The organism is Trinickia sp. (assembly GCF_051954495.1).
Lineage (GTDB): Bacteria > Pseudomonadota > Gammaproteobacteria > Burkholderiales > Burkholderiaceae > Trinickia.
The window spans coordinates 1-19,385 of sequence record NZ_JBQCHR010000083.1; the positions used below are offsets into that span (position 1 = coordinate 1).

Consider the following 19,385-nt stretch of genomic DNA (forward strand, 5'->3'; position numbering starts at 1 on the left):
ACTTCGGCGTTCAGCACGCCGTTGGCGATCAGGTTGTTGCGCGCGAGCAGCGCCAGTTCCGGTTCGATGTCCACCGTCAGCACGTGCTGCGCGCGATGCGCGAGCAGCGCAGCCATGTAGCCCGAGCCCGCGCCGATTTCGAGCACGGTTTCGTGCTTCTTGACGGCCAGCTCTTGCATGATGCGCGCTTCGACGCGCGGAAACAGCATGTGTTCGCCCGCGGGCAGCGGCACTTCCAGATCGGCGAAAGCGATCTCACGGTAGGCGGCCGGGACGAAATTTTCGCGCTTGACGACCGACAGCAGATTCAGCACGTCCTGGTCCAGCACGTCCCAGGGGCGAATTTGTTGTTCGATCATGTTGAAACGGGCTTGCTCGATGTTCATGGCGACTTGACGGACTTGGACGTAGCGGTTCGAAGCGTGGGGAGAAAAACTTCCGAATTGTACCAAACCGCGCGGGCCGCCCGCGCGCTCAGCGTTTGCTGCGCTTGATCTGCGCCTCGAACGCCGCGTCGAGCTTGCTGACGCGTTTGGGCTTGGCGGGGGACAGGGAATTGACGAAAGCGACGAAGGCGTCGAGCGGCAGCGGCTCGGACAGCGGCAACTCGACGCCGCTCGCGCGATCGACGAGGCGAAACAGTCCCCCCGGCATGCCGATGGCCGCGTACTGGGCGTTGCCCGTGCGCTCCTTGAGCTTTTCAACGGCGGAGATGGCGCGCGTACTGCGCATGCTGAATCCTTTAAAATCGAGGGCGAAACATCTACTTTACCAAGCCGTGCGCTCGCGCACAGCGGGTCCCCTCGCAGTTCGGCCGAGAAAAGCGCAGTGAGTGTCACCGGATCGTCTTCCCCGTCTCAACGCCCGCACGAGCACGAGCACGCATGCCGCCCCGGCTGCGGCGCTTGCTGCATCGCGCCTTCGATCACCAGCCCGATCCCGGGCATGCCCGAGGGCAAGCCGGCCGGTGTGCGCTGCGTGCAGTTGGACGAGCACGAGCGGTGCCGGATCTTCGGCCGCCCGGAGCGCCCGGCTTGCTGCTCGGGCTTGAAGCCGCAGCCGCAGATGTGCGGGGCGTCGCGGCCCGAAGCGCTCGCCTGGCTGACGCAACTGGAAGCGGCGACCGCGCCGAGCCGATGAGCGAGAGACGCGCGACGTCGCGGAGCGCCCGGACGAATCGAATGAGGAATGACGAAAGCCGAATGAAACACGGCATAGTCGGGGCCACACCAGGAGGATATGCATGACGCAAGCCGTCGCGCCTCGTCGGCGCATGTTGGTCGGATTGGCTCGCGCGGCGCTGGCCGCCGTGGGCATCGGCGTCTCGCTTGCGGCCTGCGCGAGCCCGACGTTTCCGTTCATTCCCGATCACTACACGTTTTCGCGCGAGCAGGTTCAGACGGCCGTTGCGCGCAAGTTTCCCTATCAACGCACGGTATCGCAGCTGTTCAACGTCGCCCTGACGAATCCCGTCGTCGGCTTCGAGCCGGGGGCGAACCGCGTCACCGTCCATGTCGACGCGCACGTCGAAAGCCCGTTCCTCGGGCAGCCGGTCGACGGCGCGTTCCTGCTGACGAGCCAGCTGCAATACGACGAGGCGAGCCACGCCGTGGTGCTGCGCTCGCCTAGCGTCGAGCGCGTCGAGGTGAGCGGCGAGGCGCAAGCGTATCGGCAGCAAATCGAGGCGGCCGGCGCGCTGGCCGCCGCGCAATGGCTCGACGGCTATCCGATCTACACGTTCAAGCCCGAACAACTGCAATTTGCCGGCGTGAACTTCGAACCCGGTACAATCACAATCCTTACAAACGGCATACGCGTGCAGATCGTCGAAAAATGACGTGCGCGCGGCGGCCGCGAGGCGCCGCGCGTATGGTGATCCGGCCCTCGCGTTTCGAGGGAGAGGGCATCGATGGATTTCGCATTGATCGGCAAGGCGTTGATTCTTGGCGTCGTCGAAGGGCTGACCGAGTTTCTTCCCGTTTCGAGCACAGGGCACTTGATCGTCGTCGGCAGTTTGCTGAACTTCGGCGGCGCGGGGGCGAAGGCCTTTCTCGTCGTCATTCAGTTCGGCGCAATCCTCGCGGTGTGCTGGGAGTATCGTCTTCGCATCGGCCGGGTGGTGTCGGGCGTCTGGACGGATTCCACGCAGCGGCGTTTTGCGTTGAACGTCGTCATCGCCACGATTCCGGCCGTGGCCCTCGGGCTTTCGTTCGAACGGGTGATCAAGGACGCGTTGTTTTCACCCGTGCCCGTCGCGGTCGCGCTCGTCGTGGGCGGTCTCGTGATCCTATGGGCGCAGGCGCGCGAGCGCCGTCGCGGCGATGCGCCGGCGCGTGTCGGCACGCTCGAGGAATTGGGGCCGCTCGATGCGCTCAAGGTCGGCTGCGCGCAGTGCTGTGCGTTGATCCCCGGCGTGTCGAGATCGGGCTCGACGATCATCGGGGCGATGCTGCTCGGCGTCGACCGGCGCGTGGCGACGGAATTTTCGTTTTTTCTGGCGATTCCCGTCATCGGCGGCGCGACGCTCTACGAACTGGCTAAGCACCGCGGTGCGGCCTTCGTCGGCATGGCCGACGTGTTCACCATCGGAACGGCGGCGGCGTTCGTCAGCGCCTTTATTTGCGTGCGCTGGCTGTTGCGCTACATCGCCACGCACGATTTCACGGCATTTGCCTGGTACCGCATTGCGTTCGGCATGGTCGTGCTGGTCATCGGCTACGGCGATGCGTTGAATTGGGGGGCGTAAGGGCGTAAGGGCGATCAAAGGCTTCCCTCTCGCTTGCTTCCGTTGCCGCCTCATGTCGCGCTTACACGGCGCGTGAGCGCCGCCGCAGCCGTTATTCTTGACGGCGCTTGAAAACCAGATCCCACACGCCGTGGCCGAGCCGAAGGCCGCGTCGTTCGAACTTCGTCACGGGGCGGTAGTCGGGCCGAGGCGCATAGTCGGCGGCGGTGTTTTCCAGCGAGGGATCGGCCCCGAGCACGTCCAGCATTTGCTCGGCATAGTTCTGCCAGTCGGTCGCGCAGTGCAGGTAGGCGCCGGGCTTCAGGCGCGAGGCCAGCAACGCGACGAACGGTGGCTGAATCAGGCGGCGCTTATGGTGACGCGCCTTATGCCACGGATCGGGGAAGAAGACGTGCACGCCGTCGAGCGTTCCGGGCTCGATCATATGTTCGAGCACTTCCACCGCGTCGTGCTGGATGATCCGGATGTTCGTGAGCTGCTGCTCGTCGATCAGCTTGAGCAATGCTCCTACGCCGGGCTCGTGCACTTCGACGCCGATGAAATCTTCATTGGGCCGGGCGGCGGCGATTTCCGCGGTCGACGCGCCCATGCCAAAGCCGATTTCCAACACGCGTGGCGCGCGACGGCCGAATAACGTGTCCCAATCGGCGGGGCTCGCGGCATACGGAATGACAAAGCGCGGACCTAGCTCGTCCAGCGCGCGGCGCTGGCCCGTGGATACGCGGCCGGCGCGCGTGACGAAGCTGCGAATGCGACGCGGAAAGGCGGGCGCGCCGGGGGCGGCGGGCGTAGCGGACGGCGATGCCTCGTCGGCTTTATTGACGTTCTCGTCTTTCTTGTCGTTCTCGCGCTGGTCGGGAGCTTCGGGCGGCATGCCCGGATCGTTCGGATCTTGAATCATGGGGGTCTTGTAGCGGTGAAGTGCGTCGCGCCCGTCAACGCTGGAAACCGCTTGGGAGGCGACTTCCCTGTCGGGCGCGAACCGGCGTGCGGCCGGTTCGGCGTGGGCGAGATTGTAGACGAGTGCGCGGCGCGCGTGAAATCTCAGACCGAAGCGGACGGGTCGTGCGGGGTTGGGAGCCGATCTTGTGTGCTGATGTGGTGCTGCGCGGTGGGGGTGAACGAGTCAGTCGGACACGATCACGTGGATGCGGTGGGGAAAGGCGAGGTCGAACTCGCGCGTTCGCCCGATGCGCACGTCCAGCAGGAGACGCTCGACATCGTGAAGCGATTGCTCGCCGCGCTGACCTTCATGCGCCGACTTGTCATGCAAGTCGGCGGCTAGCGCTTGACGCGTATCGACGAGCAGCGCAATGGCGCTCGTGCGGGACATGAAATACCGTTCCATCTTTTTCTGTACGCAAGAATGAAGGCTGGCTTCGAACGACCTTGAGCCGGCGGAACTTCTATCGACAGCGCAGCGTGCCGGAAATTCCAAGCAAGAAGAACGAAAGGTGCGCTCGTGCTGCGATTCAGGGGCACGCTTGGGCGGAAACGATCTGTGTCATTTGCTTGGTGCGATCGGTCGCGCACATCGCTGTCGCTGCCGAGAGCATCGACCCGGCGCCCCACTCTTGCTCGGCCGTTTGTTTGCAGGTCGCATCGCGCCGCTTTCGCCATGCGGCGATCTTCTGATCGAGCACGGCGGCGCATTTGGGCGAGACCGCTCGTTTGTCGTCGATCGCGTGCTGCAGGGCCCGTTCGGCGGCAAGCTGATCGCGCCACGCGCAAAACTTCATGCTCGTCTGACTGGCGTCGCAGGCGGAGAGCAGCGCGGTGACTTGACTCGGCTGCATGCCAGCGCGTTCGGCCAGCTCGGCGGTGAGCGTTTGGGCAAACAAAGACGCGGACACCAGCATGAACGCGAGTAGCAGTAGGGTGCGTTTGGTTAGGTTTTCCACCGACATGGCAGGGTCATGCCATCAGAGGCAAATTGCCGACTCCGGATGATGCGCTCGTGGAAGAGGGGCTAACGGGCGAAGAAAATTCTGACCGGAGCCTCTCGGATGCTGCCGTCCCAGTATGTGGTGCGAATGCCGCCGGTGCTAGGTGAGCAGGCAATACGAGCTGCGGGGAAGTATAGCAAGTATCGATGGAGAGGGCGGGGCGGGTGACCAGCGATAAGAGCTGTGTTTGGGGGCCTGCCATCATCACCGCGAACGGGCGATGGTGTGTTCTGGAGCGGGCGATGGGAATCGAACCCACGTCTCTAGCTTGGGAAGCTAGGGTAATGGCCATTATACGACGCCCGCAGAGCCGGTAATTGTACATGGGTTTTGGTGGTTTGGGGAGAGGGGTGTCGCGGTCGCTGGCGTGAAAAGTGTATCCACTCCGGAAGTTCTTGCTGGCAGCGACGCGTCTTTTCGCCTCTTCGGCGTTTCGAGAGGATCTGTCTCTTCATCGTTTGGCGCATGTCGTAGCGTCGAAATTGCACGCCGTCTCAAAAAGACGGATCCCGATGGTACACTCAGCGCGAGAGACCAGTCAGACCATCAAGAACAAGAGGGAAACCGGGCGTGTATACACCTAACCCGCAGCATCGCAATGCGGCTTATGCAAATCAAAAGTCGCAGTGGACGATCCCCATTCCGGACGAATACACCTGCTACAACACCGCGACGGCCGCAGGCTGGTGCGGGGCTCAATGCGGATGGGGCCTTCATCTCGAACAGGGCGTTCCAGCCCCTCTCGGCTCGTCATCACGAGCCCATCAGCTTTATATTGCAAAGTTCGTGCAGGATCAGAACGTGTGGCACGGGTATCCGATCGCACACTGGCTCTCGCCGTTTGACAAGCCGTCCGACGCGACACTTCAATCGTGGGAGGCGAGTGGTTTCATTAATCGCGCGACGAGGGCCAGGATCTACCGGGGGAAACGATGCAGCCTCTAACTCCTATGCGATCAGTGAAGTTGAAGCTGCTTGGGAAGTTTTGGGATTCGCAGATTTATTCTGGCGAACTTATTCTTTTTGATGACGCGGGTAGCACGCTTTGGTTAGACTGGGCATCGGCGCTTGACAAGATAGCCCAGCAGTTCCCGGAGGTGCAGACCGGGATGCGAGTCGCGTTTGCCGACAGTGATCTTTTTTACAACAATAAGGTTCGCAAGATCCTATTTGATCCACAGATCAAGGCGCCTATCTTGACGCAGCTGGAGTCGCTGGCTTCTCGAGATTACGAAGTCTCCATCGAGCGCAGCGCTGTAAAGAAAGACAGCCCATTCGATTTCTTGCCTGTTGACACTGAGGTTTACTATCACACAGTGTTCGCCGGTGGAGAATCGGGGTTGTTCTCCGCCCGTCGCTCTCAATTTTCTGAACGATGGGGGGAGGATGCGGAGCGACATCATGAGGGCAGGGTCTTCCAAATAAAGGCTTCCGATCGTTACACATCCCTGGCGACGGCGATGGGCGATGACGGATTGTTTGAATTTGAAGTCTTGCCGCAAGGAAATCAGGATATTCTCTCTGGCGAAACGAATCTTTCTCCCCGTGCTTGCAGCGCATGCGACTGGGCCTTTCAAAGCGTTGTCGGGTGGACGGCCGATTCGTCTTTTTTCGTCAACTACTTCAGCACGTCGAAAGCTGGCGCGTCACGCCCTGATCGAACGTTCGACCGGGTAGTTGACGGAAATCATTTCTTTGGCGGCCAACCGACATCTGGAGTGATTTGGGGCGCTCGCGAGAAGCTATACAATCTGACGGCGGCGGGTATTGATGTCGCGGACTACGTGCCGAAGCAGCGTCGGAAGAAAGCTGTCGGTGATACTTTTCACGCCGAGTCCTCTGGACCGTCGTACGATAGCCGCGGAAAGATCGATACCGCTGTTAGCGTCGATGCGTTCGTGTCAGCTGCAACTGCTCCGTTCGGCAATGTGATTGAACTTGACGACGAGATTGTTGTTGTCCGGAGTGATGGAGAGATTGAGCGCTTTCCGGGGGAGGCCGTTCACTGGCGAATTTTCCCTCGATCCACCCATTACAGTAATCAGCTTCACATCATTTACGACGACTATTTGCTTGTCGTTTCGTTTGTACACGATTATTTTGTGGATCAGGATTCCAAGCTGGCGGGGTTCACACGTTCGATGCTTTCGGCAAAGGACGACGCGCTGTTCCAGTCGTTCAAGGCTGATGGGTGGTGACGAAGTTTCGCCACGCGGGCGAAGCGATGTCCACGCCCAAATGTGGCGGCTCGGGACTGGCGAATCTCAATCGCCTGACACGCGTTGTACGACCTCGTTCATCGAATAGTGTACGAACTGTTTTCCGGTGGCGTCGCTGGCTTTGGATGAGTAAGCTGGCCCGTTAGTCAGCGCGCTGTCTATCCGGGCCGATCCATCTTGGTCCGCAAGTTACGTCAGATCCTTATCGGACGCGGTGACCTCGCAGCGGAAACCTGCTGCATCGAGCTCATCGGCCAAGTCCTTCAGGGCACGGTTTGCGGCCTCCTGATCGCGATTCGCATCGTGCGGGAGAACGTTGACCGTTCGCAGCACGTTGGGCGCGATCTCATGCAGGTGAATCTCGATAGCGCCTTTCCGCAAAACCTGAGTACGACCGTCAATTACATGTCTAGCTGGATCAAGAAGCGAAAGTTTCCAGGTCGGCAGGGCCGTACTGATCTGGCTCAGCAGGTTTTCGTTGGCCTCTCCATAAATCAGGACGGCGCGCATTTCTTCTTCGTGCATACGTAACTCCGGTTTAGACGAACGAGCCTCCATTCTAAACAAGTCGTCATAGCGGGACCAGCCGTCCGCATTGCCGAGACGGATCGATTACGGCAGCCCATAACAGGCGCGATTGATGCTGTTGTGCCTATATCGGAGCTGACGGGATAGTCGCCGCATGGACGACACCCAACACCCCGCCAATTTCCCGCCGCTGACCATCGAGCAGATTTGCGAACTGGCCGCTGCGATTCGCGAAGTCTTCGGCGGCAACCTCTCGCCGGAATCGTTCGCCGACAAACTGTTGACGTTTCTCGAAGACGTGCCGGGATACGAATCCGGAAAAAATTCGATCGATTTGATAGCGTCAGCGTGGGCCGAATACGCCGATCGGCATCCGTGAGCGGCTACTTCTGGCGGTGTCGTTTCGCCAGCGTGGAGGCGAACACGAGCATCTCGCTCGGCTCGACGTGCAAGGTTTCGGCGAGGACGCAGATATTGTAGAGAGCGATGTTTCGTTGACCGCGCTCGATTCCGCCGACATACGACCGCGCCAAGCCGGACTCTAGCGCGAGCTTTTCCTGCGACCAGCCTTTCGCCTTTCGCAGTTCTACCAGCCGTTTGCCGAACAACTCTAGCGGGTCGTAATCCATCGTTGGATGTCCATGAACATCCGGTGGAGGGTATGGATTTGACCTTTATGAAGCCACTCTCTATAGTGACACGCACTATGAGTGACAACGCGTAGGTCTGTCCGGCGTATCTTCTTCATCGTCTGGCTACCCTCCGACTTGCGACTTCGTTTGCTCCAGCCCTTGCTCGTTGCGTGGAAACAACGCCCACTAAAACAATTCAACGATTTCATCAAGTTTAAGAAAGTTTTCTCTATCTCTTCTTCTATATAAAAACTTTCTAAAAACAAGAAAAATGTTTAATCGTTTAAAGAGCCGTTCCCTTCTGTTGGATGTGAAGAGATTTCATCCCCACATGTGGGGGCGGTCGGTGACGGCCGGGACGCTGGGCTTGCCGGAAGGCCCCACGGCAGAATCTAGATAAGCTGATGATCAGGCTTCGAAATCCCCGTTAGATCAAAGGGATAGGGGAGCGGTGGGTGATTGTGACGTGAAAACTGTCATTGTTGCTCGTCGGATTTCGCGCTTGTTGCCCTCGCCTTGGGCCTGTTTACGTGTGCGCCGTTGTCTCGAAGGTCGATCTACTGGACCCTGCATGCACTTTCAACGAACGGAGCGCAATCATGGTCGATCAGAAGCAAGTCGTGGCGAGCAGCAAGGACGACAAAGCAGTGAAGCTGGGTGCCGGTGGATCGAGGTCGGCCGCGAACGCTTCGACGGCGAACGATACCGCATCGAAGGCGGCCCCAGCTACGCCGACGAAGATGGAACTGGCGACGGAGATCTATAAGCGGATGCGGACGGTGAAAGATGTCACGCGGAAGGACATCATCGAAAAGTTCATCGCCGAAGTGAAGTTGACGAAGGCTGGTGCGAGCACGTACTACCAGATGATCAAGGACAAGCACGAACCGATGGGCAAGAAGTGATTTTGGCGGATCAGCAAGGCGACAGGTCGGGTTGTGATCAACCCGACCTTCCGATACCACCCGATCAGTCGAAGTTAAAGCTCAACTGACCAGGCGCCGACCGCCAGTGCGAACACACGTGTTCCAGATGGCCGAAGCGAATCCGGGTGTAGTTGCGCACGAAGACGGTCTTTGCCTGCGCAAACGCGATATTGGGCATAAACCCTCCGTGTAAGGAGGTTGAAAGCGATTCTTGCCCTCAGCTCCCTTGTCGCGTAGACTGCAAGGGTTATCGGCTAGATAACTGTGGGTGACAGAGGCACGCTTTAACGCGCTGTCTTCTGCTCGCCGGCGCCTCCAACGTTTTGATCTCCTGCCAGAGATCGAGGTGTTGGGGGCGTTGTTTTTCCCGGCCCGGCTACTGCGAGCTATGTAACCGGGGCCGAACTATCTTCTTCTCATTCTTTCCTCTCCGGGGCGAAGCCCTTCCAACGCTTGATGTAGGCCGCAAGCATGGTTTGCAGCATCACCCAATCGTCTGCATCGAGACCGTTCGGAACGGTGATCTTGGCGCTGCGTTTCCCAGGAAGAGGGATCTCGAAACGCTCAACGTCCTGATCTTCTTCCTCGGGCGGTGCGGTTTTGCCGCTTTCTGGCTCGACCTTCGCCTCTTCAGTAATCTTCGTTGCCCTTTTCTGAGTGCCGTTACCTTTCGGCGGTGGCGGAGGTTTGATGTGAGGGGACACGGGAATTCCGTAGTCCTTCGCAGCGGCGAGGAAGAACGCAATTGTCTTCGTCAACGTGCTGCCGCTAATGCCGAGGCTGCGAAACTTCTCCGTCATCTGTCCAGCGCTCGCGTGACGCAGATCGAATTCGGGATCCTCGAAGAGGAAGGCGTAAGAATCCTGAAAGATCTGCTGCAATGTCGGTTTGCGAGCGTCGTCGTCTGCGAGGACGAGAGGCTTGAAATGCTCTTTCGGTTTGCCCGTGTCGTCGATCAGCCCAAGATAGCGCAGGGCCGCAATCGTTCCGGATTGTTGAGAGCCCGAGGCCTTCGGCATCAACGTCTTATCGATACGCGTCGGAACCGTGCCCGCGTCCCGAAGGGAGTTGAGAAACGAGGTGAACGACATGTGAGAAATGACCGGCGGTGTAGCTGGCTTCTCTTTGCTGCTCGCCATGATGTGTCCTGCGGAGTCGTCGATGGCATGACTATATCATTAATCGGGTCGCTGTCAAATACCAGAGAGCAGAGATCTTTTCGATCTCTCGTCTGCGGCGTCTCTGCATGAATCAGAGTGAATCAGAGTGAATCAGAGTGAAAAGGCATGAGGTGGCCGCGCTTGGATATGCCGACGTTGCTGTGTAGCTATCTGAATCATAACGGTTTTGTTGATTCTGTTGTGGTTGTGGTGGGCGGCGCGGGATCTTTCTATGCTCGCGGATGATGCCGGCTGACGGGCGGTAGACCTCTTGCGAGCATGTTATCGGGTGCGAAGCCCATGTTGCGGGACAGCAAATCACCGCCGTGAGCAGGCAAGATCGCAACGGGCCCAGCAGGGGCACTCGGTCAGTATGGCTTGCAGCTTCTGAGAATTCTGGCTGGCGTGAAAACTGGCATCGCCGCGAAACACGCGTGGATAGTGGTTCTACGAAGAGCTGGGAGAAAACTTGACGTGAGGACGCGCGTGAATAGTGGTTTTGCTTAACGCGCTGGGGCTTGGGAAGCTAGGCCATTATACGACGCCCGCAGAGCCGGTAATTCTACAGGGTTTTGGGTGGTTTGGGTAGTGGCATCGCCTTGGATGCTGGCATCGAAACTGGCATGGCTCGATGGTGGGGCGGTGGCATCGCTGGGTTATTGGCGAGCCGCCGATTCCGGAGGGGCATGTCTCGAAGCCTCCGCTCCCGTAGTCCGAGTCGTCCTCGTTACGCGTGTGCGGGAACTGCAGGATGTTTGCGCGGGCGGCCACCCTTGCGTCCGTTTTCGCGGGACGCCGCAGCCTTGGCGGGGGACTTGATCGCGCCCATCCCGCGCGCAAGTTCGCGCATCCATGTCTTGGTTCCAAAAATGCCTTGCAACAGGCCCGGGCCCCACAGACCGAGATCAAGGCGCGGCCAGTACAGCGAGGTACCCGCGCCCGAGACCTCGACCTGAGCCAGTTCGGCCAATGTCGGTTCACGCTCCAGCGTGCTGAAGTCTTGGATCAGCGTGATAGGGACCGCGATTTTCACGCCGTGTACGAATGTGACCTCCAGCGTGCGCGTTGAGCGTATGAATCGGGCCGATACAATGGTCGGTTCCTCTGCACCGCGCTTGCGTGCGGCGGCAATTTCGGCAGCAGTGATGTTAGCCATGTATGTTTCTCCATTCCCTGCATAGGCGCTCGATTTGGGGCGCGATCAGTGCGGCAAGCCGGGCGATTGTGCGATCCGAGATGCGCCCCTTTACTGTCCGCAACTTGAGCGGGCCGCGCGGACAGCCCAGCTCGAACACGCATGACGGGCCGGTCGTCTTTTCAACGTGAACGTGCGGTGGGCTATGGTCGTTGGTGAAGATTTGAACACGATAGCCAAGGATTCTTAGCAGCGTTGGCATGCAGGAATTATAACCTGTCGTTAGGTTTTATGGCGATGTACTTCCAGCGGTAAGCCTATCGAAGAACCAGCGGGATCAGAGGCAGAACTTTCTGATTGAAAGAGTTCTGCGGCGGCGCGATGACGGACGCCGTGCCACCGCCTGCGATCAGATTGGCGACCTCGTAATAGGACAGGGCTCGGCTCGCATACAAACCGATACTTCCGTCGTCGTTCTTACCGAACCGATGAGCCTGCGCTTCGGCAACCCGCCGCGTCTAGCTTGATCGTCCAATGCTGTAACCGCCGGTCGCCTTCCCGATGGTTCGTCACGAGCGACCGTTCTCGACCTTGGCGGATTCCCATTTACCAAGGCCGGCTGCTGTGACGAGCATGCCGACCGTGATAGGAATGCGATCGAGCGCCTTTCGCCGCTTTCGCGACAGGGCTGTGACGAGCATGAGCAGAAGGCCGGACCCTTCATCCATGAAGTAGCGCCCCGACGCAAAATCGCCTTCGTCGACCTTGAAGCGGTCGAAGAAGGCTTCCATGAACATTTCACCCTCCATGCCAGTGATGCCGAGGTCGTCTTCAAGCGTCGTGGCCGTCGTAATGACCTTGCTCTTCGACAAGCCGCGCTCCTTGCGCACGAACGATTCGACTTCTTCGAGCAGCAGCGAATTGCTCATAGGCGGTCCTCGGGCTTCACGAGTTGGTTGTAAAGAACGGCGCTGCGGTAGCTGATTACCGACACGTCGTAGGTGAGGATGACTTCGCCGATGATCGGGACGGTGCGACCGACGAAGACGCCGATGTTGCGCGTCCAAAGAATTTTGAGGCGTCGGACGCTGCCGAGCGTTAGCGTCGGCAGGATATCTTTCTCTATCTTGAAATCGAGGTGCCTGCGGGCCACCCGTGATGCTATCGACGTACCAATCGTCGCACCCTTCGGCTTGCGCCTCGTGGGAAGGAACGGCCAGCCGATGATCAGCAGTGCTAGGCCGGTTAGCTCGTCAACGCCGAAGTGCTGTGCGGCCTCGTCGAGCATGACGAGAAAGAACAATTGCGGCGGCTCAAGGTTTGTGTATGCCGTATGTGTAGGTGTTGTTCGACACGCTTTGGTCCTCGGAATCAATCAGGGCGAGAACGTATCAGAACCCGATTCATCTGAGAATAGACAGGCCGGACTACTCCGTGCAGCGCGTCGGCCAGGAGGGGTCTGCTCCAAAGCGGACATCGGACGACACGCAAAACGAGCACGCCTTGTAGGTGCTGCGTCCTTCTGTCTCCCCGATCGCTCGTCGTTTGGCTCGTAGTCGTCGGGTGCCGCACGACACTCCACCTTCGTAGGCACCCTGCTTGCGTCGACAGTGCGAATTGCCGTCGCGCCCGAACCCCGTAGCCGCGGCAACGAACGCGCGGATGCACGCATCGATCATGTCGAAACGAAGTTCAAAAGGGGAAGTTCATGTCCGAGCCGCACGCAGGGGCTGAATCGCCTCATCTCGACGCCGGTCAGCGCGAACAAGCTGCCGACCACTCGACGCCGCATCCGCTCGTGGTCCATGAGGTCGTGCGCGATGAGGGCGAGGCGGCCATGGCGCGAACCTTCGCGGCCCTCATGTGGTCCGCGCTCGCAGCGGGTATGTCGATGGGCTTCTCGTTTCTCGTCCAGGCGATACTCGAGAGCGCATTGCCGGAAACTCGTTGGCGGCACCTGCTGACGAGCTTCGGTTACACCATCGGTTTCGTTTTCGTCATACTCGGCCGGCAGCAGCTGTTCACCGAAAGCACGCTAACGGCGGTGCTCCCCGTGCTCGTGCGCCGCGACCTGAAAACGGTTGGCAAGACGCTAAGGCTCTGGGCGATCGTGCTTTTCTTCAACCTCATCGGCACGACGATCTTCGCGAGTATGCTGCAATTCAAGGCCGTCTTCCCGCCCGACGTCACCGCATCGCTGGCGCACGTCGCGCGGGCGCCTTTCGCCGCTGGTTTCGCGGTCACGCTCGAGCGTGCCGTGTTCGCGGGCTGGCTCATCGCGCTCATGGTCTGGCTTTTGCCGAGCGCACGCTCGGCGCGCCTCCTGACGATCTTGCTCGGGACTTATACCGGGGGCGTGAGCCGGCTCCCGCACGTCATCGCCTGTTCGGTCGAAGCCGCCTACGCGGCGATGATCGGCGCGGTGCCTGTGTCCGATTACTTCGGCGTCTTTTTGCTGCCGACGCTGATCGGTAACGTGATCGGCGGTGTGTCGCTGGTGGCGATCGTCAACCACGCCGCCATCGCACCGGAAATCGTGGACGGCCGGCGCCGCGGCTGACCCCAGTTTCGCCGACGATCCGGACGGTGCGACCAACGAAGACGCCGATGTTGCGCGTCCAAAGAATTTTGCGGCGCCCTAAGTCGGGCTCGTGAAATTGCGGATCAGGTAGTCATTGAACATCGGCACAGTAAACGCGATGTCTCCATGCGATGGGCTGTAGATCATGCCTTTGCTGATGATCTGTGCGCGGCGCGGCCCGAGGCTCTGTGGAGTCTCGCCGAGCGCATCGGCGACATCGGAGGAACGATAGGGACCATTTCCCAATTTCGCCATTGCGATGACGTACTCACGTTCTTTGGGCGTTAGCCGATCGAAGCGCACCTTGAAAAAGCCGTCGTCCAAGCGCTTGAGGGTTGTCGCCTCGGCTCGCTGCGCATCGGTGACGGATATCGTATCGCCAGTTGCAAGATTCCAGCATTGATGACCCCACTCCTGCAGGAAGTAGGGGTATCCCTTCGTTTTCGCGAAAATCTCGCTCAAGGCTGCATCGTCCACGAACGCGCCCTCGTCATTCACGGGTTGACGGATCGCTGCTTTCGCGTCGTCTTCTGGCAACGCGCCTACTTCGGGGTAGTGAAACAGCCGTTCGGCGTACGACTCGGCCTCTCCCGACAAGGCGGCTACTTGGGGCAAGCCAGCGCCGAAAAACAGGACAGGCAAGCCTTTCTGGTTGACCTTGTGCAACGCTACGATGAGCGCCGCCAGGTCTCGTTCGTTGAGGTATTGGACTTCGTCAATGAGTAAAGTCCAAGCTTTACCTGCGGCCTTGGCCGCCTCGCCGATTCGCGTGAACAACTCGGGAAGATCGTTTTCGAGATCTCCGCTGTCGGCTACACCTTCTTCGGCATCGACTGAGATAGAAAGATCGCCGTATTTAAGCTTGAATGCGGAGGCAAAGGACTTGAGGGCGCGCAGTGCGTCAAATGTCTTCGCCTTGGCATTGGCTGTCGCAGACAACTTTCGGAGCGCTTGATGCATGCGGGGTAGCAGTTGCTCACCCAGCGACTTGTTTTCAGGAGCCTCGATCATGGACGTCACGTGCCCGCGCTCCGTGGCGAGCGCTTCGACCGCGTTGAGCAAGACAGTCTTGCCTACACCGCGCAATCCAAGAAACATCTGTGACCGACTGGGCTTGCACAGCAGAGCACGCTCAATTGCAATGCGAGCGTCCTCGATTATTGCTTCGCGGCCGGCAAGCTCCGGTGGCTGGCTGCCTGCGCCCGGAGCAAAAGGATTTCGAACCGGATCCATGATGCGCCTCTATATTCAGATCTATATAAGTATAGCCTCATGGGGCTATACTTCGCTAGATTTCAGTATAGACGCCCTCATTCGCTGCCGGCTGAGTGAGCTATCGCAAACAGGGTTGGCGTGACCTCTCTTGGCCGCCCTCGCGATACCACCGCTGGTTGATGCACCAAAACCGGGAATGTCGAGCCCAAGCGCTTCGCTGAAAGTGCCTTCATCCTGGCCTGACCATCGCACGAACCCCACCGCACAAAGCTTGGCCCGCTCTTTGCTTTGAGCAGCGTCGGCCCGCGCCTGCGTGAGCATGCCGCGTGCCCGCCCTCATCACCCGTTCAGGAATCACGATGGAACACAAGCCGCATCGCACCGTTTGGCGTCGTTGGCTCGCCGCGCTCGTCGCCGTGCCCGCACTCGTTATCTTCTCCGCGCAAGCGGCGCACGCCGATGCGCTGGACGCGATCGCCAAGCGCGGCACGCTGCGCGTGGCGGTACCAGAGGACTATCCGCCGTTCGGTTCGGTGGGCCCCGATATGAAGCCGCAAGGCTATGACATCGACACGGCCACGCTGTTGGCGAAATCGATGAACGTCAAGGTCGAACTCGTACCGGTCAACAGTTCGAACCGCATTCCGTATCTGCAAACCGACAAGGTCGATCTCATCATCTCGTCGCTCGGCCAGACGCCCGATCGCGCGAAGGTCATCGATTTCTCGGCGCCGTACGCGCCGTACTTCCAAGGCGTGTTCGGGCCGGCCGACATCGACGTCAAGACCCCGGCCGATCTTGCCGGCAAGACGGTGGGCGCGACGCGCGGCGCACTCGAGGAAATCGCGCTCACGAGCCTGGCGCCCAAAGCGACGATCCGCCGCTTCGACGACAACAACGCCACCATTCAAGCGTTTCTCTCGGGCCAGGTCCAACTGATCGCGGCCGGCAACGTGGTTGCGGCCGCCATCATCGCGAAGCATCCGCCGCGGATGCCGGAGATGAAGTTCATCATCAAGGATTCGCCCTGCTATGTCGGACTCGGCAAGAACGAGCCTCGACTGCTCGCGAAGGTTAACGCGACGATCGCGCAAGCGAAAAAGGACGGCACGCTCGAGACGTTGTCGAAGAAGTGGCTCGGGCAATCGCTGCCGGCCACCTTCTGAAACGAGTCCGCATTGCGCTCGCCGCCGCCCGGCGAGCGGTCCCGTGGTTTGCTTCAACGGTATCGTTCATGACTTATCAACTGCAGTTCGGCGATCTCGCGGCCTATGCCGGGATGTTCGCCAGCGGCGCGGCCGTCACGCTCGGGCTGACGGCCGCTTCGACGCTGCTTGGCGTGAGCGTCGGCGTGCTCGGCGCGGCGGCAAGCGAAAGCCGCAACACGGCGCTGCGCAGGCTGACATTCGCTTACGTCGAGAGCATTCGCAACACGCCGTTTCTCGTTCAACTTTTCTTTGTCTTCTTCGGCCTGCCCGCGCTCGGCATACACATCGGCGAATACACGGCGGCCATTGCTGCGATGACGCTCAATCTCGGCGCCTATTCGATCGAAATCCTAAGGGCGGGCATTCGCGCGGTACCGAAAGGACATCGAGAAGCCGCCGCGGCGCTCGCCATGTCGGGGCGCGAAACCTTCATTCACGTCTTGCTGCCGCAAGCATTCGCGAAGGTCTTTCCCGCGCTCGCAAGCCAAATCGTCATCACGATGCTCGGCTCGGCCGTGGTTTCCCAGATTTCCGTGGCGGACCTCACTTACGCGGCCAGCTACGTGCAATCACGCAACTTCCGCGCGTTTGAGACGTACTTCCTCATCGCCGCGGTGTATTTCGCGATGGCGCTGGTCCTGCGCGCCGCGCTTCATGCGGCGGGCCGTCGGTTCTTTGCACGCAATGCGCGAGGTGCTCGATGATCGAGTTCACGTTTGGTCAGATTCTCGAAGCGTTGCTGCTGGCCGCGCGTTGGACTGTGCTGCTCTCGCTCGTGTCGTTCGTCGTAGGCGGAGCAGTCGGGCTCGTCCTGCTGATCTTGCGCGTATCGCGGTCGCGCCTATCGCGTGCATTCGCCCGTGGCTATATCGAGGTGTTTCAGGGCACGCCGCTGCTGCTGCAGCTGTTCATCGTGTTTTTCGGGCTGCCGCTCGTCGGCATGGACGTTTCCCCCTGGGTGGCCGCCACAATAGGGCTCACGTTCTTTACGAGCGCGTATCTCGCCGAGATTTGGCGCGGCTGTGTCGAAGCGGTGCCGAAAGGGCAGTGGGAGGCCTCGGCGGGCCTGGCCATGAACTACTTCGAGCAATTGCGGCACGTGATCCTGCCGCAGGCGGCGCGCATTGCCGTCGCGCCGACCGTCGGCTTCGGCGTGCAAGCCATCAAGGATACGGCGCTCGTCTCGATCATCGGATTTTCCGAGCTCACGAAAGCCGGCGCGGCGATTTCGAATGCGACGTTTAGGCCTTTCCTCGTCTATGGGTTAGTCGCGCTCATCTACTTCGCACTCTGTTATCCGCTCACGCATTACGCGCGAACGTTGCAAAGGACTCTGTATGGCCCTCGTTGAGACTTTGGGTATCGAAAAGCAGTTCGGCGCGAATCATGTATTGAAGGGCGTCGATTTCTCGGTCGAGCGAGGGCAAGTCGTCTCGATCATCGGCCGCAGCGGGTCGGGTAAAAGCACTTTCCTGCGGACACTGAACGGGCTGGAGAGCATCGATGGCGGATCGATTCAGATCGACGGCCAGCATGTCGACGCACGTCACGCCGACTTGCGAGCGCTCCGTTTGAAAGTGGGCATGGTTTTCCAGCAGTACAACCTCTTTCCGCACCTCACCGCCGGCGAAAATGTCGCCCTAGCGCAGACGGTGGTCAAGAAGACGCCTCGGCGCGAGGCACACGCCGTAGCCGCGAAAATGCTCGAGCGCGTTGGCCTTGGCGATAAGTTTGGCGCCTATCCCGACCAGCTTTCGGGCGGCCAGCAGCAACGCGTGGCGATCGCGCGCGCACTGGCGATGAATCCGACCGTTTTGCTGTGCGACGAGATCACGTCGGCGCTCGACCCGGAACTGGTTGGCGAAGTGCTGAGCGTGGTGGAAAGCCTTGCGCGCGAGCATATGACGCTGATCATGGTGACGCATGAAATGCGCTTTGCGCGCGCGGTCAGCGACAAGGTGGTGTTCATGCATCAAGGCCGCGTCTGGGAAAGCGGCACGCCGGAGGCGATCTTCGAACGGCCTTCGACCGTGGAGTTGCGCCGCTTTATCCAGTAGCGGCGGCGGATGCTCGTTCCATACGATGAGCATCCCCCATCACCCCCTCCGAACCTCCAATCCCTCCATCACATACATCCCATACCGAAAATCCCGTATCGCCACGAGCCGATCGCCACCCCATCCAAGCTCGATCACGTAACCGACATCGTTGCCGATCGCCCGGTCGCTCGCGAGCAGGACGATGCGGTCCTCCGCGTATCCCAGCGCCAACCGGCACGCGGTGTTCGCTTCATAGCGGCCGAAGTACTGCGACACACCCTTGCGTCCGGCGTATTGCGCGCGCCCGACGAGATCGAGCCGAACTTCCTCCGACAACAGATTTCGCAACGCATCGAAGTCGCGTGCGTTGAAGCGCTCGACATACGCTTCGAGCCGCTCCCGGTCCGCTTCGTTCATCGCGGGCCGGGGCTTGACCGGCATTCGCGCGACGGCCTTGAGCCGCGTGCGCCCGCGATGCAGCGCGGATTTGACCGCGGCCACGCTCATGTCGAGTAATTCCCCCGTCTCGACGAGCGAATAGCCGAATACATCCGCCAGCACGACGGCCGCGCGTTCGATCGTCGTCAAATGCATGAAGTGAGCGAGGTTTGCAGCCGCCGCCACCCGCGTGTCGGCCGCGGCGATCTCGTCCGGCAGATCATCCACTGCCGCTTCGGGTTCCAGCCAACCTCGACGCTTTTTCTGGCGCAAAGCGTCGAGCGCCGCATTGTGGGCGATCCGCATGAGCCAGGCTTGCGGTTGCCGAATCTCGCCCGCAACCGGCCACGCTTGCAGCGCGTGCATCAAGGCCTCTTGCACGACGTCTTCGCCCTCGAACGCCGACCCGACGATGCGCGCACAGTAACGATGCAGGCGCGGCCGCATTTGCGTCATCCATGCCGTCAGTTCTTCCGCTTCCAATTCTCCGTCCTCCGTCATCCATTGCGGCATACGTTCCAAGACGTTCGTGATGAAGCAAAGGATTCGTCGACGCAAAAATTTTCTTTCGAAGGCAATCCTATTGCGAGGCTGCGGCGTCTATTGAGAATC

Annotated in this window: 25 protein-coding genes, 1 tRNA gene and 1 pseudogene; 11 read left to right on the forward strand and 16 right to left on the reverse strand. The window is 60.1% G+C overall.

Annotation, left to right across the window (positions count from 1 at the left end):
• Together ACTHNR_RS11600 and ACTHNR_RS11605 are read right to left on the reverse strand one after the other, a co-directional pair.
• On the reverse strand, positions 1 to 386 hold a 386-nt coding region (locus tag ACTHNR_RS11600; protein WP_440547763.1), incomplete at its 3' end, for a protein-L-isoaspartate O-methyltransferase family protein.
• 88 nt (positions 387 to 474) lie between these two features.
• Positions 475 to 732 carry a hypothetical protein gene (locus ACTHNR_RS11605; protein ID WP_440547764.1) on the reverse strand — a complete coding sequence of 86 codons (258 nt, stop codon included), beginning with the start codon at positions 730 to 732 and terminating at the stop codon, positions 475 to 477.
• 96 nt (positions 733 to 828) lie between these two features.
• On the opposite strand from ACTHNR_RS11605, the gene ACTHNR_RS11610 reads away from it, so the two are divergent.
• From ACTHNR_RS11610 to ACTHNR_RS11620, 3 genes are all read left to right on the forward strand, one after another.
• Entirely contained in the window at positions 829 to 1,140 is a 312-nt protein-coding gene (locus ACTHNR_RS11610) for a YkgJ family cysteine cluster protein (protein WP_440547765.1), read from the forward strand.
• A gap of 103 nt (positions 1,141 to 1,243) precedes the next feature.
• On the forward strand, positions 1,244 to 1,837 hold the full coding sequence (locus tag ACTHNR_RS11615; protein ID WP_440547766.1) for a DUF1439 domain-containing protein: 594 nt from the start codon (positions 1,244 to 1,246) through the stop codon (positions 1,835 to 1,837).
• Between the two features lie 72 nt (positions 1,838 to 1,909).
• A complete protein-coding gene (locus ACTHNR_RS11620) occupies positions 1,910 to 2,746 on the forward strand; it encodes an undecaprenyl-diphosphate phosphatase (protein WP_440547767.1) in 837 nt (278 codons plus the stop codon).
• Positions 2,747 to 2,837: 91 nt separating this feature from the next.
• Here ACTHNR_RS11620 and trmB read toward each other — a convergent pair whose 3' ends face one another.
• From trmB to ACTHNR_RS11640, 4 genes are all read right to left on the reverse strand, one after another.
• Complete coding sequence (gene trmB, locus ACTHNR_RS11625; RefSeq protein WP_440547768.1) at positions 2,838 to 3,647, reverse strand: tRNA (guanosine(46)-N7)-methyltransferase TrmB; 810 nt, start codon at positions 3,645 to 3,647, stop codon at positions 2,838 to 2,840.
• 225 nt (positions 3,648 to 3,872) lie between these two features.
• Positions 3,873 to 4,079, reverse strand: a complete 207-nt coding sequence (locus ACTHNR_RS11630) for a hypothetical protein (RefSeq protein ID WP_440547769.1) — start codon at positions 4,077 to 4,079, stop codon at positions 3,873 to 3,875.
• A 139-nt stretch (positions 4,080 to 4,218) separates the two neighbouring features.
• Positions 4,219 to 4,653 (reverse strand): lysozyme inhibitor LprI family protein, encoded by a 435-nt coding sequence (locus tag ACTHNR_RS11635; protein ID WP_440547770.1) that lies wholly within the window; start codon positions 4,651 to 4,653, stop codon positions 4,219 to 4,221.
• A gap of 270 nt (positions 4,654 to 4,923) precedes the next feature.
• A tRNA-Gly gene (locus tag ACTHNR_RS11640) sits at positions 4,924 to 4,998 on the reverse strand.
• Between the two features lie 653 nt (positions 4,999 to 5,651).
• Between ACTHNR_RS11640 and ACTHNR_RS11645 the strand changes: the two genes are divergently transcribed.
• Positions 5,652 to 6,890, forward strand: coding sequence for a hypothetical protein (locus ACTHNR_RS11645; RefSeq protein WP_440547771.1), 1,239 nt, complete (start codon positions 5,652 to 5,654; stop codon positions 6,888 to 6,890).
• A gap of 210 nt (positions 6,891 to 7,100) precedes the next feature.
• Here the strand turns inward: ACTHNR_RS11645 and ACTHNR_RS11650 are convergent, their stop codons facing one another.
• Positions 7,101 to 7,436 carry a hypothetical protein gene (locus tag ACTHNR_RS11650; protein ID WP_440547772.1) on the reverse strand — a complete coding sequence of 112 codons (336 nt, stop codon included), beginning with the start codon at positions 7,434 to 7,436 and terminating at the stop codon, positions 7,101 to 7,103.
• 157 nt (positions 7,437 to 7,593) lie between these two features.
• Here ACTHNR_RS11650 and ACTHNR_RS11655 point away from each other — a divergent pair, with 157 nt between their 5' ends.
• Positions 7,594 to 7,818 (forward strand): hypothetical protein, encoded by a 225-nt coding sequence (locus ACTHNR_RS11655; protein WP_440547773.1) that lies wholly within the window; start codon positions 7,594 to 7,596, stop codon positions 7,816 to 7,818.
• Between the two features lie 4 nt (positions 7,819 to 7,822).
• On the opposite strand, the gene ACTHNR_RS11660 is transcribed toward ACTHNR_RS11655, so the two are convergent.
• Positions 7,823 to 8,068: a helix-turn-helix domain-containing protein gene (locus ACTHNR_RS11660; protein ID WP_440547774.1), complete on the reverse strand. Its 246-nt coding sequence runs from the start codon at positions 8,066 to 8,068 to the stop codon at positions 7,823 to 7,825.
• Between the two features lie 602 nt (positions 8,069 to 8,670).
• Here ACTHNR_RS11660 and ACTHNR_RS11665 point away from each other — a divergent pair.
• Complete coding sequence (locus ACTHNR_RS11665; protein ID WP_440547775.1) at positions 8,671 to 8,976, forward strand: hypothetical protein; 306 nt, start codon at positions 8,671 to 8,673, stop codon at positions 8,974 to 8,976.
• A 64-nt stretch (positions 8,977 to 9,040) separates the two neighbouring features.
• Here ACTHNR_RS11665 and ACTHNR_RS11670 read toward each other — a convergent pair whose 3' ends face one another.
• The 6 genes and pseudogenes from ACTHNR_RS11670 to ACTHNR_RS11695 form a co-directional block, all read right to left on the reverse strand.
• Entirely contained in the window at positions 9,041 to 9,175 is a 135-nt protein-coding gene (locus ACTHNR_RS11670) for a hypothetical protein (protein ID WP_440547776.1), read from the reverse strand.
• Positions 9,176 to 9,413: 238 nt separating this feature from the next.
• Positions 9,414 to 10,136, reverse strand: coding sequence for a DUF5343 domain-containing protein (locus ACTHNR_RS11675; protein WP_440547777.1), 723 nt, complete (start codon positions 10,134 to 10,136; stop codon positions 9,414 to 9,416).
• 748 nt (positions 10,137 to 10,884) lie between these two features.
• A complete protein-coding gene (locus tag ACTHNR_RS11680) occupies positions 10,885 to 11,313 on the reverse strand; it encodes a DUF2442 domain-containing protein (RefSeq protein WP_440547779.1) in 429 nt (142 codons plus the stop codon).
• A complete protein-coding gene (locus ACTHNR_RS11685) occupies positions 11,306 to 11,554 on the reverse strand; it encodes a DUF4160 domain-containing protein (protein ID WP_440547780.1) in 249 nt (82 codons plus the stop codon). The genes ACTHNR_RS11680 and ACTHNR_RS11685 overlap by 8 nt, the downstream gene beginning before the upstream one ends.
• A 307-nt stretch (positions 11,555 to 11,861) precedes the next feature.
• Entirely contained in the window at positions 11,862 to 12,221 is a 360-nt protein-coding gene (locus ACTHNR_RS11690; protein WP_440547781.1) for a DUF1493 family protein, read from the reverse strand.
• Positions 12,218 to 12,647 (reverse strand): annotated as a pseudogene (locus ACTHNR_RS11695) (STM2901 family protein). Before ACTHNR_RS11695 ends, ACTHNR_RS11690 begins: the two are co-directional and overlap by 4 nt.
• Before the next feature lie 353 nt (positions 12,648 to 13,000).
• Between ACTHNR_RS11695 and ACTHNR_RS11700 the strand changes: the two are divergent.
• Positions 13,001 to 13,852, forward strand: a complete 852-nt coding sequence (locus ACTHNR_RS11700) for a formate/nitrite transporter family protein (protein WP_440547782.1) — start codon at positions 13,001 to 13,003, stop codon at positions 13,850 to 13,852.
• 78 nt (positions 13,853 to 13,930) lie between these two features.
• Here ACTHNR_RS11700 and ACTHNR_RS11705 read toward each other — a convergent pair whose 3' ends face one another.
• Positions 13,931 to 15,106 carry an AAA family ATPase gene (locus ACTHNR_RS11705; RefSeq protein WP_440547783.1) on the reverse strand — a complete coding sequence of 392 codons (1,176 nt, stop codon included), beginning with the start codon at positions 15,104 to 15,106 and terminating at the stop codon, positions 13,931 to 13,933.
• Between the two features lie 341 nt (positions 15,107 to 15,447).
• On the opposite strand from ACTHNR_RS11705, the gene ACTHNR_RS11710 reads away from it, so the two are divergent.
• The 4 genes from ACTHNR_RS11710 (at position 15,448) to ACTHNR_RS11725 (ending at position 18,353) form a co-directional block, all read left to right on the forward strand.
• Entirely contained in the window at positions 15,448 to 16,254 is an 807-nt protein-coding gene (locus ACTHNR_RS11710) for a transporter substrate-binding domain-containing protein (protein WP_440547784.1), read from the forward strand.
• Between the two features lie 68 nt (positions 16,255 to 16,322).
• The gene (locus ACTHNR_RS11715; RefSeq protein ID WP_440547785.1) at positions 16,323 to 17,000 is read left to right on the forward strand and encodes an amino acid ABC transporter permease; all 678 of its coding nucleotides are present in this window, start codon (positions 16,323 to 16,325) and stop codon (positions 16,998 to 17,000) included.
• The gene (locus ACTHNR_RS11720) at positions 16,997 to 17,647 is read left to right on the forward strand and encodes an amino acid ABC transporter permease (protein ID WP_440547786.1); all 651 of its coding nucleotides are present in this window, start codon (positions 16,997 to 16,999) and stop codon (positions 17,645 to 17,647) included. Before ACTHNR_RS11715 ends, ACTHNR_RS11720 begins: the two co-directional genes overlap by 4 nt.
• Positions 17,634 to 18,353 carry an amino acid ABC transporter ATP-binding protein gene (locus tag ACTHNR_RS11725; protein ID WP_440547787.1) on the forward strand — a complete coding sequence of 240 codons (720 nt, stop codon included), beginning with the start codon at positions 17,634 to 17,636 and terminating at the stop codon, positions 18,351 to 18,353. The genes ACTHNR_RS11720 and ACTHNR_RS11725 overlap by 14 nt, the downstream gene beginning before the upstream one ends.
• Before the next feature lie 39 nt (positions 18,354 to 18,392).
• On the opposite strand, the gene ACTHNR_RS11730 is transcribed toward ACTHNR_RS11725, so the two are convergent.
• A complete protein-coding gene (locus ACTHNR_RS11730) occupies positions 18,393 to 19,286 on the reverse strand; it encodes a sigma-70 family RNA polymerase sigma factor (protein ID WP_440547806.1) in 894 nt (297 codons plus the stop codon).
• Positions 19,287 to 19,385 lie beyond the last annotated feature (99 nt).

Coding starts and splice junctions, on each gene's coding strand:
- ACTHNR_RS11605 (WP_440547764.1), bottom strand. CDS start 732: ATGCGCAGTACGCGCGCCATCTCCGCCGTTGAAAAGCTCAAGGAGCGC.
- ACTHNR_RS11615 (WP_440547766.1), top strand. CDS start 1,244: ATGACGCAAGCCGTCGCGCCTCGTCGGCGCATGTTGGTCGGATTGGCT.
- ACTHNR_RS11620 (WP_440547767.1), top strand. CDS start 1,910: ATGGATTTCGCATTGATCGGCAAGGCGTTGATTCTTGGCGTCGTCGAA.
- trmB (WP_440547768.1), bottom strand. CDS start 3,647: ATGATTCAAGATCCGAACGATCCGGGCATGCCGCCCGAAGCTCCCGAC.
- ACTHNR_RS11630 (WP_440547769.1), bottom strand. CDS start 4,079: ATGTCCCGCACGAGCGCCATTGCGCTGCTCGTCGATACGCGTCAAGCG.
- ACTHNR_RS11635 (WP_440547770.1), bottom strand. CDS start 4,653: ATGTCGGTGGAAAACCTAACCAAACGCACCCTACTGCTACTCGCGTTC.
- ACTHNR_RS11650 (WP_440547772.1), bottom strand. CDS start 7,436: ATGCACGAAGAAGAAATGCGCGCCGTCCTGATTTATGGAGAGGCCAAC.
- ACTHNR_RS11655 (WP_440547773.1), top strand. CDS start 7,594: ATGGACGACACCCAACACCCCGCCAATTTCCCGCCGCTGACCATCGAG.
- ACTHNR_RS11660 (WP_440547774.1), bottom strand. CDS start 8,068: ATGGATTACGACCCGCTAGAGTTGTTCGGCAAACGGCTGGTAGAACTG.
- ACTHNR_RS11665 (WP_440547775.1), top strand. CDS start 8,671: ATGGTCGATCAGAAGCAAGTCGTGGCGAGCAGCAAGGACGACAAAGCA.
- ACTHNR_RS11670 (WP_440547776.1), bottom strand. CDS start 9,175: ATGCCCAATATCGCGTTTGCGCAGGCAAAGACCGTCTTCGTGCGCAAC.
- ACTHNR_RS11675 (WP_440547777.1), bottom strand. CDS start 10,136: ATGGCGAGCAGCAAAGAGAAGCCAGCTACACCGCCGGTCATTTCTCAC.
- ACTHNR_RS11680 (WP_440547779.1), bottom strand. CDS start 11,313: ATGGCTAACATCACTGCTGCCGAAATTGCCGCCGCACGCAAGCGCGGT.
- ACTHNR_RS11685 (WP_440547780.1), bottom strand. CDS start 11,554: ATGCCAACGCTGCTAAGAATCCTTGGCTATCGTGTTCAAATCTTCACC.
- ACTHNR_RS11690 (WP_440547781.1), bottom strand. CDS start 12,221: ATGAGCAATTCGCTGCTGCTCGAAGAAGTCGAATCGTTCGTGCGCAAG.
- ACTHNR_RS11700 (WP_440547782.1), top strand. CDS start 13,001: ATGTCCGAGCCGCACGCAGGGGCTGAATCGCCTCATCTCGACGCCGGT.
- ACTHNR_RS11705 (WP_440547783.1), bottom strand. CDS start 15,106: ATGGATCCGGTTCGAAATCCTTTTGCTCCGGGCGCAGGCAGCCAGCCA.
- ACTHNR_RS11710 (WP_440547784.1), top strand. CDS start 15,448: ATGGAACACAAGCCGCATCGCACCGTTTGGCGTCGTTGGCTCGCCGCG.
- ACTHNR_RS11715 (WP_440547785.1), top strand. CDS start 16,323: ATGACTTATCAACTGCAGTTCGGCGATCTCGCGGCCTATGCCGGGATG.
- ACTHNR_RS11720 (WP_440547786.1), top strand. CDS start 16,997: ATGATCGAGTTCACGTTTGGTCAGATTCTCGAAGCGTTGCTGCTGGCC.
- ACTHNR_RS11725 (WP_440547787.1), top strand. CDS start 17,634: ATGGCCCTCGTTGAGACTTTGGGTATCGAAAAGCAGTTCGGCGCGAAT.
- ACTHNR_RS11730 (WP_440547806.1), bottom strand. CDS start 19,286: ATGCCGCAATGGATGACGGAGGACGGAGAATTGGAAGCGGAAGAACTG.